Here is a 16,123-nt window from a genome sequence, read left to right as displayed (position 1 = left end):
GCACATGGCCATCTGGCCCGGATGCCGGTCGGATCGTCGTTCATGAACGTAGGGAGCCGATGTGACAGTCCGCCATCTCGATGCGTTGTTCCAGCCCAAGTCCGTCGCGGTCGTCGGCGCATCGTCGCGCCCGGGCAGTATCGGCGCGATGGTGTGGGCCCGCGTGCTCGACGGCGCGTTCGAGGGGGCCGTGTGGCCCGTCAATCCGAAGTATCGCGAGCTGAACGGGCACACGGTCGTGGCCGATGTCGACCGGCTTCCCGCGGCGCCGTCTGTCGCCGTGGTCTGCACGCCGCCGGCCACGTGGGCCGGCATCGTGCGCAAGCTCGGCGCGCTCGGCACGCGTGTCGCGGTGATCGTCGGCGAGGCGCGCACCGATGCCGATCGCGCCGCGCTCGATCGCACGCTCAAGGCCGCGAAGCCCTTCGTGCTCCGTATCGTCGGCCCCGGCAGTGTCGGCGTGCTGTCGCCCGCGCGACATGCGCATTTCGGCGCGCCGGCCTATACGGCGCGCTCGGGCGGCGTCGCGTGGGTGTCGCAATCGAATGCGCTGACGAACGCGGTACTGGGCTGGGCCGATGCGCGAGGCCTCGGCTTTTCGCATGTCGTCGCATTGGGCGGCGAGGCCGACGTCGATGCGGGCGACGTGCTCGACTACCTCGCCAGCGATCCCGGCACGCGCGCGATCCTGCTCGAACTCTCCACCGTGTGCGCTGCCCGCAAGTTCATGTCGGCAGCGCGTGCGGCGGCGCGCAACAAGCCGGTGCTCGCACTGCGCACCGGCCGCGCCGATCCCGGCGACGCGCTTTACACGGCGGCGTTCCAGCGCGCGGGGATGGTGCGGGTCGACGCACTCGACGATCTGCTCGACGAGATCGAGACGCTCGGCGTCGGGCGCGTCACCGCGCGCGGCGCGGCGACGCTCGTGACGAGCGACGCCGGCGTCGCGAAACTTTCGGTCGATGCGGTCGCCGAGGTGCGCGACGTGCTGGCCGATTGGCCGGCGGCGGTAACGTCGGCGGTGGCGGCCGCGCTGCCGCATCTCGATGCGCCCGGCAATCCGCTGACGCTCGGCGACGATGCGCGTCCCGAGCATTTCGGCGCCGCGATCAAGGCGCTCGCGCCGTTTCCGCAAACTGGCACGCTGTTCGTCGTGCATTCGACGTCCCACAGCGCGCCGGCCGAGGCGGTCGCGCGCACGCTGATCGAATCGCGACAGTACGCATATCGAGGCATCCTCGCGTGCTTTTTCGGCGCGGTCGACGCGGTGACGCGCGACGCACTGCATGCAAACGGCATCCCGGTTCACACGACACCGCAGCGGCTTGCACGCGCGTACGCACGACTCGTCGACTACAACCTCGGCCGTCAATTGCTGATGCAGACGCCCGAGGGCACGCCGCCGCAGCCGGCAGCGTGCGTTGCGTCCGCGCAGGCCGACGCGCGCCGGATGGTCGAGGCCGGCGAGCACGAACTGGTCGGTGACGCGGCGTTGCGCTGGCTCGCTCACTTCAGTCTGCGCGGTGAGCCGGCCGATGCGTCGGCCGGCGCGAGAGTCGTCGACGTCACGGTCGACATGTACGACGATTCGAACTTCGGCCCGGTGTTCCGCTATGCCGTGCCATCTGCGGACGGCGTGTCGGCACCGTTCATCGTGTACGGGCTGCCGCCGCTGAACACGGTGCTCGCGCGGGCGGTGATGGAGCGTTCGCCGTATGCGCGCCGCGCGCCCGTCGAGCCCACGCTCGATGCACTGACGGCGCTGTCGCAGGTCGTGTGCGACGTGCGCGAAGTCGTCGCGATGTCGATCACGCTGCGCGTGCTGTCCGACCGCGTCTATATCGTCGCGCCGCGCGTCACGCTGGCGGCCGGGCGCAGCCGGCTCGCGATCATGCCGTATCCGCGTCATCTCGAGCAGACGCTCGAATGGCGCGGCGAAACCGTGACGATCCGCCCGATCCGTCCGGAAGACGAGGAAGCGCACAACGAGCTGCTTGGTGCGATGACGCCGGACGATCTGCGGATGCGCTTCTTCGGTGCGGTGCGCAGCTTCGATCATTCGCAGGTCGCGCGCATGACGCAGATCGACTACGACCGTGAGATGGCCTTCATCGTGTCGTTCACCGATGTGTCGGGCCGGTCGCACACGCTCGCGGTGGCGCGCGCGGTTGCCGATCCCGACAACGAGACCGCGGAGTTCGCGATCGCGGTGCGGCCCGATCAGAAGGGCAAGGGCCTCGGGCGGCTGATGATGACCCGCATCATCGACTACGCGCGCTCGCGCGGCACTGCATGGATGATCGGCGAGGCGCTGCGCGAGAACACCGCGATGATCTCGCTGGCGAAGGCGTGCGGCTTCGCGGTATCGACGACCGAGGAGCCCGGCGTCGTGGGCTTCAGGATGAAGCTGCAACCGTAATTGCGTCGGCGAGGCCGCTCGAGCGTGCAGCGGTATCGGGCGCAGTTGATACGGCGCGTACGATGTCGGCGATCACGGTCGCGGCCGAGCCGGTTCGACGTAGTCTGGATTGCAGAACATTCGATTTGGTCGATCGACTCGGCGAGTCGGTACGACTCTCGCGCCGGTGCCGACGACGAAAGGTAAGCGCGTCGACGCGTTCGATCCGCGAAGAGCGCGTTGCGGGTGCCGATGGCGGCTTGCGTACCGTCGGTTGCAACGGTTTTCCGCAATCAGTTTCGAACGCGCCACACCCGCATTTCGCACCCGCAGCATCGGTAAACGGCCCAAAGGTGAGGATTTTCGGGAGCCGCGCGTGAGCCTTTACGGGAGCAGGGGGTGAGCCGATACGGGAACCGTCGGTGAGCCTTCGCGGGAACTGCCGGTGAGCCCTTGCGGGAAGCCCCGGTGAGCCTTTCCGGGAGGGCTCGGTGAGCGTCTGCGGGAGGGCTCGGTGAGCGTCTGCGGGAGATGTTGGTGAGGACGTTCGGGAGGCGCGGGTGAGTATGTCCGGGAGCATCAGGTGAGCCTTTTCGGGACACTCGGGTGAGCGCTTACGGGACGCATCGGTGAGACTTTTCGGGAGTCTTCGAACGCAGAGCGCCGGTGGGCGCGGCGCCGGCGATGGCCGGCGTGCGCGCCGGTGCGGGCACGCATGAAACGTGCCCATGGCAGTGTTTACGCAGCGAGTTTCGACGCCGCGTCGTTCACCTGATCGCGCGAAATCGCGAGTTCCTCGAGGTGCGTGTCAGCATAGACGCCGCCGGTTTCGCGCTCGAGGCGGGCGATCGTCAGTGCGCAACGCGCGGTGTCCTTCGGCATCGCGATGAAGCGCTTGACCGATTCGCCGGACGTGAACGCATCGAACAGCGCGCCGCGCACGTCGTCCGGAAGCGTCTTGGTCCATTGGTACGGCTTGCCGTTGAACGTGATCGACGGCGGCAGTGTGCGTTCCTTCTTGGTGGCCGTGATGAGGCCATAGGTGCGTGCGGCGTCGCCGATCTGCTCGGGCGAGAAGAGTTCGTCCGGCGTGATGTCGAACTGCTCGATGTAGTTCTCGATCGCCTGCATTGCCGCGGCACGGTCGTCGCGCTTCTTCTGCGCGCGCGCGACGATGTCGCGCAGCTCGTCCGCTTCCTCGGGCGTGATCGTGAAGCTCGCCTGCTTCTGCTGAAGTTCGGAGAAACGCTGGAATTCTTGATCGTTCAGAAGTTTGGCCATGACATCCATCGGATACGACGGCCGCGACAGCCGGCCGCCGTAGTTTTTGAGAGGGCCGCTATTTTAGCGTAGCGCCGCATGCGCAGCGCGCGCGACAGTCGGGCGAATGGTCTGCCGAGTGCCGCGGCGAGCGTCCGGGACACCGCGGCGAAACCACGGTGCATCGCCCGCCGCAGCGGCGTCACCGCGCGCTCGCGGGTGCTTGCGCGACGCGTACGCAGCAAACGATGGATGGCCTGCCGGCGCCCAAGCGAAAGATGAAAGACCGATCGACCGCCTATCCGAGCGGCTTCCACGCCGTCGCGCGATCAGAAGGTTTCCGCGCGGCACATCGACAGCTGGCCCGCGGTGTCGCGCAGCCCGGTGACGACCACGTCGACGGACGGCGCCATGTGCGCGTCGATGCGGCGCATGTACGGGCAGGTCAGCACGGCGATTGCATGGCCGGACGGGCCGAGGATCGGCGCACTCAGGTCGGTCACACCATACGCCTGGCGACTGTCCTGGCGCACGTAACCCGACTGGCGGATCGGCTGGCACGCGTGCGCGAGTTCCTGCTCGTTCATCGCCGTTTCGCCCTTGACCTTGCGATGCTCGACCAGCATGTGCGCACGCTGCTCCGGACCCTGGAACGACAGCATCACGCGCCCGGACGCCGTATCGGCGAGCCCGACGCGCGAGCCGAGTCGCACCGACACGCCCCACGGACCGGGGCCGTCCACCTGCGCGATCACGAGCAGGTTGCCGCGATCGTAGACGCTCAGATGGCACGACTGTTCGGCCGCCTCGGCGAAGCGTTGCATCAGCGGCAGGGCTTCCGCGATCAGCCGGTTCATCGGTGGATGCCGGTGTGCAAGCGCGAACAGTTTCAGGCTGAGCGTGTAGCGGTCGCCGCTGCTCGAGCGCATCACGTAGCGGCGCGCAACGAGACGTTCGAGCATCCGGTAGATCTCGCTCGCGTTGCGGCCGAGCTCCTTCGTGATTTCGGTGCGGGTGAGTCCTTCCTTCTGTTCCGACAGGAGTTCGAGAATGTCGAGTCCCTTGTCGAGCGCGGGTGCGCGATAGCGTTCGGCTGCACCCATCGACTCCCGTGCGTCGCTGCCGGGAAGCGGATTATTGGTTGTTTGCATTATGGATAGGTAGTCCGGGTATCGCCAATCGGCGGGCGACGCACACTGGCTGCCTTTGCACGCGGTGTCGTGAAGCCGGGTTCGGATATGACTGCCATCCGGCCGAGCTTAACAACAAACATTCAGTGTGCAATGCAGCGTCTTTTTACCGATCATTACCCAGCAAGAACGGATCACCGGCCATTCCCGATGACAGGGTCATAAGAAATAATCGATATTCATCTTTCCGGATAGAAAGCGGGCGGGCCCGATGCTGCGGCGCAACCCCCGCAGGCGCACCAATAGTCGGTATCCGTCGCGCGCCATTTCTCGACGGGCAGCCGATGGTACAAAGAGCGGCGGGCCAGCGACGGTGCGGCCGCGTGTGAAGCCGCCGACATATGGGCCGGCCCATGTCGCGAACGCCGTGCCGTCGTCGCCGATGCGCAGACCGGCGGCCGCCCGCTCGACGCGCGTCGCACTTCGGTGCGGCGCCGCGATCGCTGCGCCAGCGCGAGCCTCGCGTGTCGAACGGCGTGCCGGATACGGCGCCGACGCGCGTCATCGACGATCGATTTTCAGTCCGGCGCGTGGCCGTCCGCGGCTGCGTCGGCCGGTATCCTGTCACATTCGACAATAGAGGTTGAGCACGATGAAACTGCTTCGCTATGGCCCGTCCGGCCAGGAAAAGCCCGGTATTCTCGACGCGGACGGCCGGATTCGCGACCTGTCCGCGCACGTGCCGGATCTGGCCGGCGACGCGCTGTCCGACGCCGGTCTCGCGCGCCTGCGCGCGATCGATCCGGCCACGCTCCCGCTCGTCTCCGGCGAGCCGCGCATCGGCGCTTGCGTCGGGCGCGTCGGCAAGTTCATCGGTATTGGTCTGAACTATGCCGACCACGCAGCCGAAGCCGGCATGCCGGTGCCGAAGGAGCCGGTGGTGTTCGGCAAGTGGACGAGTTCGATCTGCGGCCCGAACGACGGAATCGACATCCCGAAGGGTTCCGTGAAGACGGACTGGGAAGTGGAACTGGGCGTCGTGATTGGTGCGACGTGCAAGGACGTCGACGAAGGGCGCGCGCTCGACTACGTCGCGGGCTACTGCGTCGTCAACGACGTGTCCGAGCGCGAATGGCAGATCGAGCGCGGCGGCCAGTGGGACAAGGGCAAGGGTTTCGACACGTTCGGCCCGATCGGCCCGTGGCTCGTCACGCGCGACGAGGTGCGCGATCCGCAGCGCCTCGACCTGTGGCTCGAGATCGACGGCCATCGCTATCAGAACGGCAACACGCGCACGATGGTGTTCACCGTCGCGCAACTGATCGCCTATCTGTCGACCTGCATGACGCTGCAACCGGGCGACGTGATCACGACCGGCACGCCGCCGGGCGTCGGGATGGGCATCAAGCCGTCGCCGGTGTTCCTGAAGGCCGGCCAGACGGTGCGCCTCGGGATCGACGGGCTCGGCGAGCAACTGCAGAGCGCGCGCAACGCACGGTAAGCGCCTGCGCGAATCGGGTGGCGGACGCAACTAACCGCCACCCCCGCCGCCACTCGTCGCCACCCGCCACCCGCCACCCGCCACCCGCTGGTCCAGTACGATTTCCTTCAGCGATCGACACGCCCCGAACATCGACACAGCAAAGGACAAGGGCCCCGTTCCACCTCACGCGGAACGGGGCCCTTGTCCTTCATCCGCATCCGGATGCAGCGAATCAGACGACGTTGTCCAGCTCGCAATGGGCTTCGAGCCGATATCCATCCGGATCGACGACGAACGCCGCGTAGTAGCCGGGGCCGTAGCGCTCGCGTTTGCCCGGCCCGCCGTTGTCCTGCCCGCCGTGTTCCAGCGCGGCGCGATAGAACGCATCGACTTCCACCGGCGACGCCGCACGGAACGACACGTGCAACCCCGACTCGGGATCGGCGACGACGGGGCGCTTCGCGTGCTGCACCCACAGCACCGGTTCGGTGGTGCCGTAGCCGAGGGATCCGTCGTCGCTGTACAGCCGCTTGTAGCCGAGCGCGCCGAGCGTGTGGTCGTAGAACGACCGGCTGCGGTCGATATGGGCAACGCCGAACGAAAGGTGATCGATCATCTGTGGCTCCTTGAACTGAAGGGGACGTCAGTGCGACTAACCGGCTCCGCTTGCCGGCACCATGCCAGCGCTTGTAGCGCAGCGCGTGCTGCCTTGGAACGACCGGCCGCGGGCCGTGTGGATAACTCCTTGGAAAAGGCGATCGTTGGTCTGTGGCTCGTTGAAACGAGAGGGGCCCTCAGTGCAGCCCTCCGTTCTTAACCACCATGCTGGTTATGTTAGAAACCGCTCGACTGCTTGTCAACCGGCATGGTGGTTAGATACGATCGCGTCATGAGTAAAACGCAACCTTCTGTCACGGCGGACTGCCTGATTCCCGCACCGTCCGAGACGTTGAGCATCGACTTCGCGAACACGCTGTACTGGCGCGGCGCCGACGCGCCGACGGAGACTTTCGGCACGCTGGACGACCTGTTCGCGTGGTGCCGAGAGCAGGCGCGCGTGCCGGCCGGCCTGACCGACGCGTGCCGCGCACGGGAGAACGGGAAGGAGAAAGAGAACGGCGACGCGCCGGCGACGCTGGCGCGCGCGCTCGCGTTGCGCGAGGCGCTGTATCGGCTCTTTCACGCGCAGGCCGAGCGACGCGAGCCGCAAGCCGACGATCTCGCGCTGCTGGGCGGCTTTCTGGCGGAAGCGGCGCCGCGCGTCGCGCTCGCGCGGGTCGACGGCGGCTATGCGTGGCGGATCCCGCAAGCGCACGCCTCGCTCGCGCGGTTGTTGAGCCCGGTGCTGTGGTCGGCGACCGACCTGCTCGGCGGGGCGCGGCTCGCGAAGGTCAAGCGCTGCGCGAACGACGCATGCCAGTGGCTGTTCATCGACGACAGCAAGAACGCCAGCCGCCGCTGGTGCTCGATGTCGTCGTGCGGCAATCGCGCGAAAGCATACCGCCACTATCACAAGGCCGATTGACGGCGGCGCGCGTCCAGCGCATCCAGCGCATCCAGCGGGTCAGGCCGCGATCGCGCGCATCCCGCGCATCCCGCCCGAACCTATTTCGCCGACAACTTGCGCCACAGCGTCGTCTTGCTGATGCCGAGCATCGCGCACGCGCGATCGCGGTCGCCGCCGCACGCGTCGAGCACCGCGCGGATCTCGTCGGCTTCCGCGCGGCGACGGCGTGCCTGCAGCGTCTGCGCGTCATCGGCATCGGCCGCCTCGGGTGGCGGCGCGAACAGCTCGGGCGCGATCGCCTGCAGCGCGTCGGGCGCGAGCGCCGCGCATGCGGCGCCCGGATCGTCCTCGTCCGCTTCCTCGGCCAGCTCCACCGCGATCCGCTCGATCACGTTCTGCAGTTCCCGCACGTTGCCGGGCCAGCGGTAGCGCGCGAGCGTTGCCTGCGTCGCGTCGAGCACGCGCATCGCATCGTCGACCTCGCGCACGCGCTCGGCCAGCCGCGGCTCGCGCCGCGCGGCCTGCACGAGCAGCGTGGCCGCGAGCGCCGGAATGTCGGCGGCGCGCTCGCGCAGCGGCGGCAGGCCGATGTTCAGGATGTTGAGCCGGTAATAGAGGTCCGCGCGGAACGTGCCGGCCTCGACGGCCGCGAGCAGCGGCCGGTGCGTCGCGGCGATCACGCGCACGTCGATCCGGATCGGCTCGGTCGAGCCGAGGCGGATCACCTCGCGCTCCTGCAGCACGCGCAGCAGCCGGCTTTGCAGCGACGGCGGCATCTCGCCGATCTCGTCGAGAAACAGCGTGCCGCGATGCGCGGCCTCGAACAGCCCGGTCTTGCCGCCGCGCCGCGCGCCGGTGAACGCGCCTTCCTCGTAACCGAACAGCTCGCTCTCGAGCAGCGCTTCCGGAAACGCGCCGCAGTTGATCGCGACGAACGGATAGTTGCGTCGCACGGACAGCGCGTGCAGGCTCTGCGCGATCATCTCCTTGCCGGTGCCGCTTTCGCCGAGCACGAGCACGGTCGCATCGGACTTCGCGTAGCGGCGCACCAGGTCGCGCACGCGCGCCATCGGCGCGGATGCGCCGACCACATCGTCGAGCGCGTAGCGCGCTGCGAACTGTTGCGTGTTCGGCTGCGAACGCAATGCGCGATCGAGCCGTTCGACCGCGCGCGATTCCTGGAACGTCAGCACGCTGCCCGACGTGACGCCCCGATCGACGAGCGGCCCGCGATGCACGACGTAGCGCACGCCGCGCACGGTCGCGAGCGCGTCGCCGTCCTCGCCGCGCAGCGTGCGCAGCTCGGGCCGCAGGTCTACGAGCGCGCGGCCGACGGCCGCCGCCGGTTCGACGCCGAGCGCCGACGCGAGCCGCTCGTTGATCGCCTCGACGCGACCGCGCGCGTCGAGCGCGACCACGCCGTCGCGCAGATGCTGCAACAGGTTGTCGAGCCGCTGGCGGCGAAACGCCTCGGCGTGCGTCGCGTACGCGACTTCGAGCGCGGTCTCGACCGCCTTGCGTACCGATGCGTGCGAATACAGGAACACCGCGCCCATGCCGGCGCTCGCCGCCAGATCGGTCACGAGGCCCGGGCCGACGATCGTTTCGATGCCGCGATCGTGCAGGTCGTGCACGCAGGCTTCCGCTTCCTGCGCGGACTGATATGACGCAAACTGCACGTCGAGGCCGTACGCGGCGACGAAGCGGCGCACTTCGGGCGGCGTCTCGCCGGCGCTGACGAGCGCGATCCGCGTCGCGTCGCGCCGTGCGCGTGCGAGTGCCTGCATCACGTCGAAGCCGGTCGGCGACACGACCACGACCGGCACTTGCGCACGCGTTTTCAGGAAGCCGCCATTCGAGCCGGCCGCGACGATCACGTCGGGCCGCGCGGTACCGGCTTCCGCGATCGCGCTCAGCGCATCTTCATACGCGCGCGTGACGATGCGCACGTCGGCGCGTTCGTCGAATTCGCCGGCGATCTCGCGAAACAGGTCGCGCAGGCGGCTGATGCCCATCGCCCAGATGCGTGGGCGCACCGCGCGGTCGGCAGGGCCGACGGGCTTGGTCGAGGAGAGGTCCATGGCGACCGATTATGCGCGCGCGATTTCATTTTTGAAACACGAAATTGCCGAATTGAAATATCCGACCGGCGCGGCACGCGTGCCGGTTCGTTAAGAATCAGTGGGTTAGCGGCGCTTCGCAAGCTGGCCCGGTCCTTGCTGTCAATGGTCATTCCTTCAGGAGGCCGTTCATGAGCAACACGCATCTTCAGAGCGCCGGCGCGAAATTCCGCGCGGCAGTCGCGGCCGAGCAGCCGCTGCAGGTGGTCGGCGCGATCACCGCGTACGCAGCCAAGATGGCGCAGGCCGTCGGCTTCAAGGCCGTCTACCTGTCGGGCGGCGGCGTCGCCGCGAATTCGCTCGGGATCCCCGATCTCGGCATCAGCACGATGGAAGACGTGCTGATCGACGCGAGCCGCATCACCAACGCGACCGACCTGCCGCTGCTCGTCGACATCGATACGGGCTGGGGCGGCGCGTTCAACATCGCGCGCACGGTGCGCTCGTTCATCAACGCGGGCGTCGCGGCGGTCCACATCGAGGACCAGGTCGGCCAGAAGCGCTGCGGCCACCGTCCGGGCAAGGAAGTCGTGCCGATCGACGAAATGGTCGATCGCGTGAAGGCCGCGGTCGATGCGCGCACCGACGACCAGTTCGTGATCATGGCCCGCACCGACGCGGCCGCGGCCGAAGGGATCGACGCCGCGATCGAGCGCGCGATCGCTTATGTGGAAGCCGGCGCCGACATGATCTTCCCCGAAGCGATGAAGACGCTCGACGACTACCGTCGCTTCAAGGCCGCCGTGAAGGTGCCGATCCTCGCGAACCTGACCGAGTTCGGCTCGACGCCGCTGTTTACGGTCGACGAACTGCGCGAGGCGAACGTCGACATCGCGCTGTATTGCTGCGGCGCGTATCGCGCGATGAACAAGGCCGCGCTGAATTTCTACGAGACGCTGCGCCGCGACGGCACGCAGAAGGCGGTCGTTCCGACGATGCAGACGCGCGCCGAGCTGTACGACTTCCTCGGCTATCACGCGTACGAGCAGAAGCTCGACGAGCTGTTCGCGCAGGGCAAGAAGTAACGTGCCCGCGCGCCGGGACGCGGTTCCCGGAACGCTTTGCATGAAGCCGGGCCGCGCGCCGCAGCGCCGCCCCCGGCCGAGATAGATCCCCATTGGAGAACGGAAACATGAGCGAGACGAAAGACGCAGCAGCACCGGCCGCCGCAGGCGCATTCAAGCCGAAGAAATCGGTGGCGCTGTCGGGCGTGACGGCCGGCAACACGGCGCTGTGCACGGTCGGCAAGACCGGCAACGACCTGCACTATCGCGGCTACGACATTCTCGACGTAGCGGAATCGTGCGAGTTCGAGGAAATCGCGCATCTGCTCGTGCACGGCACGCTGCCGAACCTGACCGAACTGGCCGCCTACAAGACCAAGCTGCGCGCGCTGCGCGGCCTGCCGAACGCGCTGAAGGCCGCGCTCGAGCAGATCCCGGCGTCGGCCCACCCGATGGACGTGATGCGTACCGGCGTGTCGGTGCTCGGCACCGTGCTGCCGGAGAAGGACGATCACAACCTGCCGGGCGCGCGCGACATCGCCGACCGCCTGATGGCATCGCTCGGCTCGGTGCTGCTGTACTGGTATCACTTCTCGCACAACGGCAAGCGCATCGAGACGGAAACCGACGACGACTCGATCGGCGGTCACTTCCTGCACCTGCTGCACGGCAAGACGCCGTCGAAGTCGTGGGTCGAGGCGATGCACACGTCGCTGATCCTGTACGCGGAGCACGAGTTCAACGCATCGACGTTCACCGGCCGCGTGATCGCGGGCACGGGTTCGGACATCTACTCGGCGATCACCGGCGCGATCGGCGCGCTGCGTGGCCCGAAGCACGGCGGCGCGAACGAAGTCGCGTATGAAATCCAGAGCCGCTACAGCTCGCCGGACGACGCCGAAGCCGACATCCGCCGCCGCGTCGAGAACAAGGAAGTCGTGATCGGCTTCGGTCACCCGGTCTATACGATCTCCGATCCGCGCAACAAGGTGATCAAGGGCGTCGCGCACAAGCTGTCGAAGGAAGCGGGCGACCTGAAGCTGTACAACATCGCCGAGCGCCTGGAATCGGTGATGTGGGACGCGAAGAAGATGTTCCCGAACCTCGACTGGTTCAGCGCCGTGTCGTATCACATGATGGGCGTGCCGACCGCGATGTTCACGCCGCTGTTCGTGATCTCGCGCACGTCCGGCTGGAGCGCGCACATCATCGAGCAGCGCGTCGACAACAAGATCATCCGTCCGAGCGCGAACTACACCGGTCCGGAAGACCTGCAGTTCGTGCCGATCGAGAAGCGCTGATCGCCCGCCGCGCGCGCCCGCGCCCGAGATGCGGGCCGCCGGCGCGCGCGCAACGTCTTACCCCGAATTCCGCCCCACATCATGAATACCGCCAACCGCAAACCCCTGCCCGGCACGTCGCTGGACTATTTCGACGCGCGTGCCGCGGTCGAAGCGATCGCGCCCGGCGCGTACGACACGCTGCCGTACACGTCGCGCGTGCTCGCCGAAAACCTCGTGCGCCGCTGCGATCCGGCCATCCTCGCCGATTCGCTGAAGCAGATCATCGAGCGCAAGCGCGAACGCGACTTCCCGTGGTTCCCGGCGCGCGTGGTGTGTCACGACATCCTCGGCCAGACGGCGCTCGTCGATCTCGCGGGCCTGCGCGACGCGATCGCCGAGCGCGGCGGCGACCCGGCGAAGGTGAACCCGGTCGTGCCCGTGCAGCTGATCGTCGATCACTCGCTCGCCGTCGAGTGCGGCGGCTTCGATCCGGATGCGTTCGCGAAGAACCGCGCGATCGAGGATCGTCGCAACGAGGATCGCTTCCACTTCATCGAATGGACCAAACGGTCGTTCGAGAACGTCGACGTGATCCCGCCGGGCAACGGCATCATGCACCAGATCAACCTGGAGAAGATGTCGTCGGTGATCCAGGCGCACGACGGCGTCGCGTACCCGGACACCTGCGTCGGCACCGACAGCCACACGCCGCACGTCGATGCGCTCGGCGTGATCGCGATCGGCGTCGGCGGGCTGGAGGCGGAGAACGTGATGCTCGGCCGCGCGTCGTGGATGCGCCTGCCCGACATCGTCGGCGTCGAGCTGACCGGCAAGCGCCAGCCCGGCATCACCGCGACCGACGTCGTGCTCGCGCTGACCGAATTCCTGCGCAAGGAGAAGGTGGTCGGCGCGTATCTGGAATTCCGCGGCGAAGGCGCCGCGAGCCTCACGCTCGGCGATCGCGCGACGATCTCGAACATGGCGCCGGAATATGGCGCGACGGCCGCGATGTTCTTCATCGACGGCCAGACGACCGACTATCTGCGCCTCACCGGCCGCAGCGACGAGCAGGTGAAGCTGGTCGAGACGTATGCGAAGACGGCCGGCCTGTGGGCCGACACGCTGAACGATGCGCAATACGAGCGCACGCTGACGTTCGACCTGTCGAGCGTGGTGCGCAACATGGCGGGCCCGTCGAACCCGCACAAGCGGCTGCCGACGTCCGATCTCGCCGCACGCGGGATCGCCGGCCAGTGGGAAGAGAAGGCGGGCGAGATGCCCGACGGCGCGGTGATCATCGCCGCGATCACGAGCTGCACGAACACCAGCAACCCGCGCAACGTGATCGCCGCGGCCTTGCTCGCGCGCAATGCGAATGCGCGTGGCCTCACCCGCAAGCCGTGGGTGAAGAGCTCGCTCGCGCCGGGCTCGAAGGCGGTCGAGCTGTATCTGGAAGAAGCGAATCTGCTGCCCGAACTCGAGAAGCTCGGCTTCGGCATCGTCGCGTTCGCGTGCACGACCTGCAACGGGATGTCGGGCGCGCTCGACCCGAAGATCCAGCAGGAGATCGTCGATCGTGACCTGTACGCGACGGCCGTGCTGTCCGGCAACCGCAACTTCGACGGCCGCATCCACCCGTATGCGAAGCAGGCGTTCCTCGCGTCGCCGCCGCTCGTCGTCGCGTATGCGATCGCCGGCACGATCCGCTTCGACATCGAGAAGGACGTGCTTGGCCATGACAAGGACGGCAAGCCCGTCACGCTGAAGGACATCTGGCCGACCGACGAGGAAATCGACGCGATCGTCGCGTCGAGCGTGAAGCCCGAGCAGTTCCGCAAGGTCTACGAACCGATGTTCGCGCGCACGGCCGATGCGGGCGAGCGCGCGGCGCCGCTGTACGACTGGCGCGCGCAAAGCACGTATATCCGCCGTCCGCCGTACTGGGAAGGCGCGCTGGCCGGCGAACGCACGCTGAAGGGCATGCGAGCGCTCGCGGTGCTCGGCGACAACATCACGACCGATCACCTGTCGCCGTCGAACGCGATCCTGCTGGATAGCGCGGCCGGCGAATATCTCGCGAAGATGGGCTTGCCGGAAGAGGACTTCAACTCGTACGCGACGCACCGGGGAGACCACCTGACCGCGCAGCGCGCGACCTTCGCGAATCCGACGCTCGTCAACGAGATGGCGGTCGTCGACGGCGTGGTGAAGAAGGGCTCGCTCGCGCGTGTCGAGCCGGAAGGCAAGGTCATGCGGATGTGGGAGGCGATCGAGACGTACATGAATCGCAAGCAGCCGCTGATCGTGATCGCCGGCGCCGACTACGGCCAGGGCTCGTCGCGCGACTGGGCCGCGAAGGGCGTGCGGCTCGCGGGCGTCGAGGTGATCGTCGCCGAAGGGTTCGAGCGGATCCACCGCACGAACCTGATCGGGATGGGCGTGCTGCCGCTCGAGTTCAAGCCGGGCACGAACCGTACGACGCTCGGCATCGACGGCACCGAGACCTTCGACGTGATCGGCGGGCGCCAGCCGCGCGCCGATCTCACGCTCGTGATTCACCGCAAGAACGGCGAACGTGTGGAAGTGCCGGTGACGTGCCGGCTCGACACGGCCGAGGAAGTGTCGATCTACGACGCGGGCGGCGTGCTGCAGCGATTCGCGCAGGATTTCCTCGAATCGTCGCAGGCGGCTTGACCGCGGCACACAGGGACAACGCACAACATGGCTCACATTCCTCAAATCAGGATTCCCGCGACCTATATGCGCGGCGGCACCAGCAAGGGCGTGTTCTTCCGGCTGCAGGACCTGCCGGACGCCGCGCAGACGCCGGGCGCCGCGCGCGACGCGCTGCTGCTGCGCGTGATCGGCAGCCCCGATCCGTACGGCAAGCAGATCGACGGGATGGGCGGCGCGACGTCGTCGACCAGCAAGACGGTGATCGTGTCGAAGAGCACGCGGCCCGGTCATGACGTCGACTACCTGTTCGGGCAGGTCGCGATCGACAAGGCGTTCGTCGACTGGACCGGCAACTGCGGCAATCTGTCGGCAGCGGTCGGCCCGTTCGCGATCAGCGGCGGCCTCGTCGATGCCGCGCGCGTGCCGCGCGACGGCGTCGCGACCGTGCGGATCTGGCAAGCGAATATCGGCAAGACGATCATTGCTCATGTGCCGATCACGAACGGCGCGGTGCAGGAGACGGGCGACTTCGAGCTGGACGGCGTCACGTTCCCGGCCGCCGAAGTGCAGCTCGAGTTCATGGACCCGGCCGCCGAGGAAGAAGGCGCGGGCGGCTCGATGTTCCCGACCGGCAACCTCGTCGACGATCTGGCTGTGCCGGGCATCGGCACGCTGAGGGCGACGATGATCAACGCCGGGATTCCGACCATCTTCGTCGAGGCGGAAGCGATCGGCTATACGGGTACGGAGCTGCAGGACGCGATCAACGGCGACGCGAAGGCGCTCGAGAAGCTCGAGACGATTCGTGCGCACGGCGCGCTGCGCATGGGCCTGATCGACACGCTCGACGAGATCGCGACGCGTCAGCACACGCCGAAGGTCGCGTTCGTCGCGAAGCCGGCCGACTATGTCGCGTCGAGCGGCAAGCGCGTGAATGCGGGCGACGTCGACCTGCTCGTGCGCGCGATGTCGATGGGCAAGCTGCACCACGCGATGATGGGCACGGCGGCGGTCGCGATCGGCACGGCCGCGGCGATCCCCGGCACGCTCGTCAATCTGGCGGCGGGCGGCGGCGAGCGCAATGCGGTGCGCTTCGGGCATCCGTCGGGCACGCTGCGCGTCGGCGCGGAAGCGCAGCGCGAGAACGGTGAATGGACCGTCACGAAGGCGATCATGAGCCGCAGCGCGCGCGTGCTGATGGAAGGCTGGGTGCGCGTGCCGGGGGATGCGTTCTGATACGCGTCGGTTATCGCTCGCGTACC

The 16,123-nt window shown here is 67.7% G+C and carries 11 protein-coding genes; 7 read left to right on the top strand and 4 right to left on the bottom strand.

Going from position 1 to position 16,123, the window contains the following annotated elements; genetic code table 11:
• Positions 1–61: 61 nt before the first annotated feature.
• Positions 62–2,419, top strand: coding sequence for a GNAT family N-acetyltransferase (locus C7H84_RS29220; RefSeq protein ID WP_121862055.1), 2,358 nt, complete (start codon positions 62–64; stop codon positions 2,417–2,419).
• Between the two features lie 717 nt (positions 2,420–3,136).
• Here C7H84_RS29220 and C7H84_RS29215 read toward each other — a convergent pair.
• Both C7H84_RS29215 and C7H84_RS29210 read right to left on the bottom strand, forming a co-directional pair.
• Positions 3,137–3,688, bottom strand: a complete 552-nt coding sequence (locus C7H84_RS29215) for a hypothetical protein (protein WP_121862054.1) — start codon at positions 3,686–3,688, stop codon at positions 3,137–3,139.
• A 299-nt stretch (positions 3,689–3,987) separates the two neighbouring features.
• The gene (locus C7H84_RS29210; RefSeq protein WP_240462128.1) at positions 3,988–4,809 is read right to left on the bottom strand and encodes an IclR family transcriptional regulator; all 822 of its coding nucleotides are present in this window, start codon (positions 4,807–4,809) and stop codon (positions 3,988–3,990) included.
• Between the two features lie 631 nt (positions 4,810–5,440).
• On the opposite strand from C7H84_RS29210, the gene C7H84_RS29200 reads away from it, so the two are divergent.
• Positions 5,441–6,289 (top strand): ureidoglycolate lyase, encoded by an 849-nt coding sequence (locus C7H84_RS29200; RefSeq protein WP_121862052.1) that lies wholly within the window; start codon positions 5,441–5,443, stop codon positions 6,287–6,289.
• A gap of 214 nt (positions 6,290–6,503) precedes the next feature.
• Here C7H84_RS29200 and C7H84_RS29195 read toward each other — a convergent pair whose 3' ends face one another.
• The gene (locus tag C7H84_RS29195; protein ID WP_121862051.1) at positions 6,504–6,887 is read right to left on the bottom strand and encodes a VOC family protein; all 384 of its coding nucleotides are present in this window, start codon (positions 6,885–6,887) and stop codon (positions 6,504–6,506) included.
• Between the two features lie 249 nt (positions 6,888–7,136).
• Here C7H84_RS29195 and C7H84_RS29190 point away from each other — a divergent pair, with 249 nt between their 5' ends.
• A complete protein-coding gene (locus tag C7H84_RS29190) occupies positions 7,137–7,796 on the top strand; it encodes an ABATE domain-containing protein (protein WP_121862050.1) in 660 nt (219 codons plus the stop codon).
• Between the two features lie 80 nt (positions 7,797–7,876).
• Here the strand turns inward: C7H84_RS29190 and prpR are convergent, their stop codons facing one another.
• Complete coding sequence (gene prpR / locus C7H84_RS29185; RefSeq protein WP_121862049.1) at positions 7,877–9,859, bottom strand: propionate catabolism operon regulatory protein PrpR; 1,983 nt, start codon at positions 9,857–9,859, stop codon at positions 7,877–7,879.
• Between the two features lie 170 nt (positions 9,860–10,029).
• Between prpR and prpB the strand changes: the two genes are divergently transcribed.
• The 4 genes from prpB (at position 10,030) to prpF (ending at position 16,097) form a co-directional block, all read left to right on the top strand.
• Entirely contained in the window at positions 10,030–10,923 is an 894-nt protein-coding gene (gene prpB, locus C7H84_RS29180) for a methylisocitrate lyase (RefSeq protein ID WP_121862048.1), read from the top strand.
• Positions 10,924–11,030: 107 nt separating this feature from the next.
• The gene (prpC, locus tag C7H84_RS29175) at positions 11,031–12,203 is read left to right on the top strand and encodes a 2-methylcitrate synthase (RefSeq protein WP_121862047.1); all 1,173 of its coding nucleotides are present in this window, start codon (positions 11,031–11,033) and stop codon (positions 12,201–12,203) included.
• A gap of 81 nt (positions 12,204–12,284) precedes the next feature.
• Positions 12,285–14,879, top strand: coding sequence for a Fe/S-dependent 2-methylisocitrate dehydratase AcnD (gene acnD / locus C7H84_RS29170; RefSeq protein ID WP_121862046.1), 2,595 nt, complete (start codon positions 12,285–12,287; stop codon positions 14,877–14,879).
• A 27-nt stretch (positions 14,880–14,906) separates the two neighbouring features.
• Positions 14,907–16,097, top strand: a complete 1,191-nt coding sequence (gene prpF / locus C7H84_RS29165) for a 2-methylaconitate cis-trans isomerase PrpF (protein WP_121862045.1) — start codon at positions 14,907–14,909, stop codon at positions 16,095–16,097.
• Positions 16,098–16,123 lie beyond the last annotated feature (26 nt).

Origin of the sequence: Burkholderia sp. Nafp2/4-1b, assembly GCF_003635165.1 — a bacterium.
Taxonomy (GTDB): domain Bacteria; phylum Pseudomonadota; class Gammaproteobacteria; order Burkholderiales; family Burkholderiaceae; genus Burkholderia.
This window is presented reverse-complemented; position numbering and strand designations above follow the sequence as displayed.

What these genes read in the sequence shown, in the direction of transcription:
- C7H84_RS29215 (WP_121862054.1), bottom strand. Translation starts at nt 3,688, where the DNA reads ATGGATGTCATGGCCAAACTTCTGAACGATCAAGAATTCCAGCGTTTC.
- C7H84_RS29210 (WP_240462128.1), bottom strand. Translation starts at nt 4,809, where the DNA reads ATGCAAACAACCAATAATCCGCTTCCCGGCAGCGACGCACGGGAGTCG.
- C7H84_RS29200 (WP_121862052.1), top strand. Translation starts at nt 5,441, where the DNA reads ATGAAACTGCTTCGCTATGGCCCGTCCGGCCAGGAAAAGCCCGGTATT.
- C7H84_RS29195 (WP_121862051.1), bottom strand. Translation starts at nt 6,887, where the DNA reads ATGATCGATCACCTTTCGTTCGGCGTTGCCCATATCGACCGCAGCCGG.
- C7H84_RS29190 (WP_121862050.1), top strand. Translation starts at nt 7,137, where the DNA reads ATGGTGGTTAGATACGATCGCGTCATGAGTAAAACGCAACCTTCTGTC.
- prpR (WP_121862049.1), bottom strand. Translation starts at nt 9,859, where the DNA reads ATGGACCTCTCCTCGACCAAGCCCGTCGGCCCTGCCGACCGCGCGGTG.
- prpB (WP_121862048.1), top strand. Translation starts at nt 10,030, where the DNA reads ATGAGCAACACGCATCTTCAGAGCGCCGGCGCGAAATTCCGCGCGGCA.
- prpC (WP_121862047.1), top strand. Translation starts at nt 11,031, where the DNA reads ATGAGCGAGACGAAAGACGCAGCAGCACCGGCCGCCGCAGGCGCATTC.
- acnD (WP_121862046.1), top strand. Translation starts at nt 12,285, where the DNA reads ATGAATACCGCCAACCGCAAACCCCTGCCCGGCACGTCGCTGGACTAT.
- prpF (WP_121862045.1), top strand. Translation starts at nt 14,907, where the DNA reads ATGGCTCACATTCCTCAAATCAGGATTCCCGCGACCTATATGCGCGGC.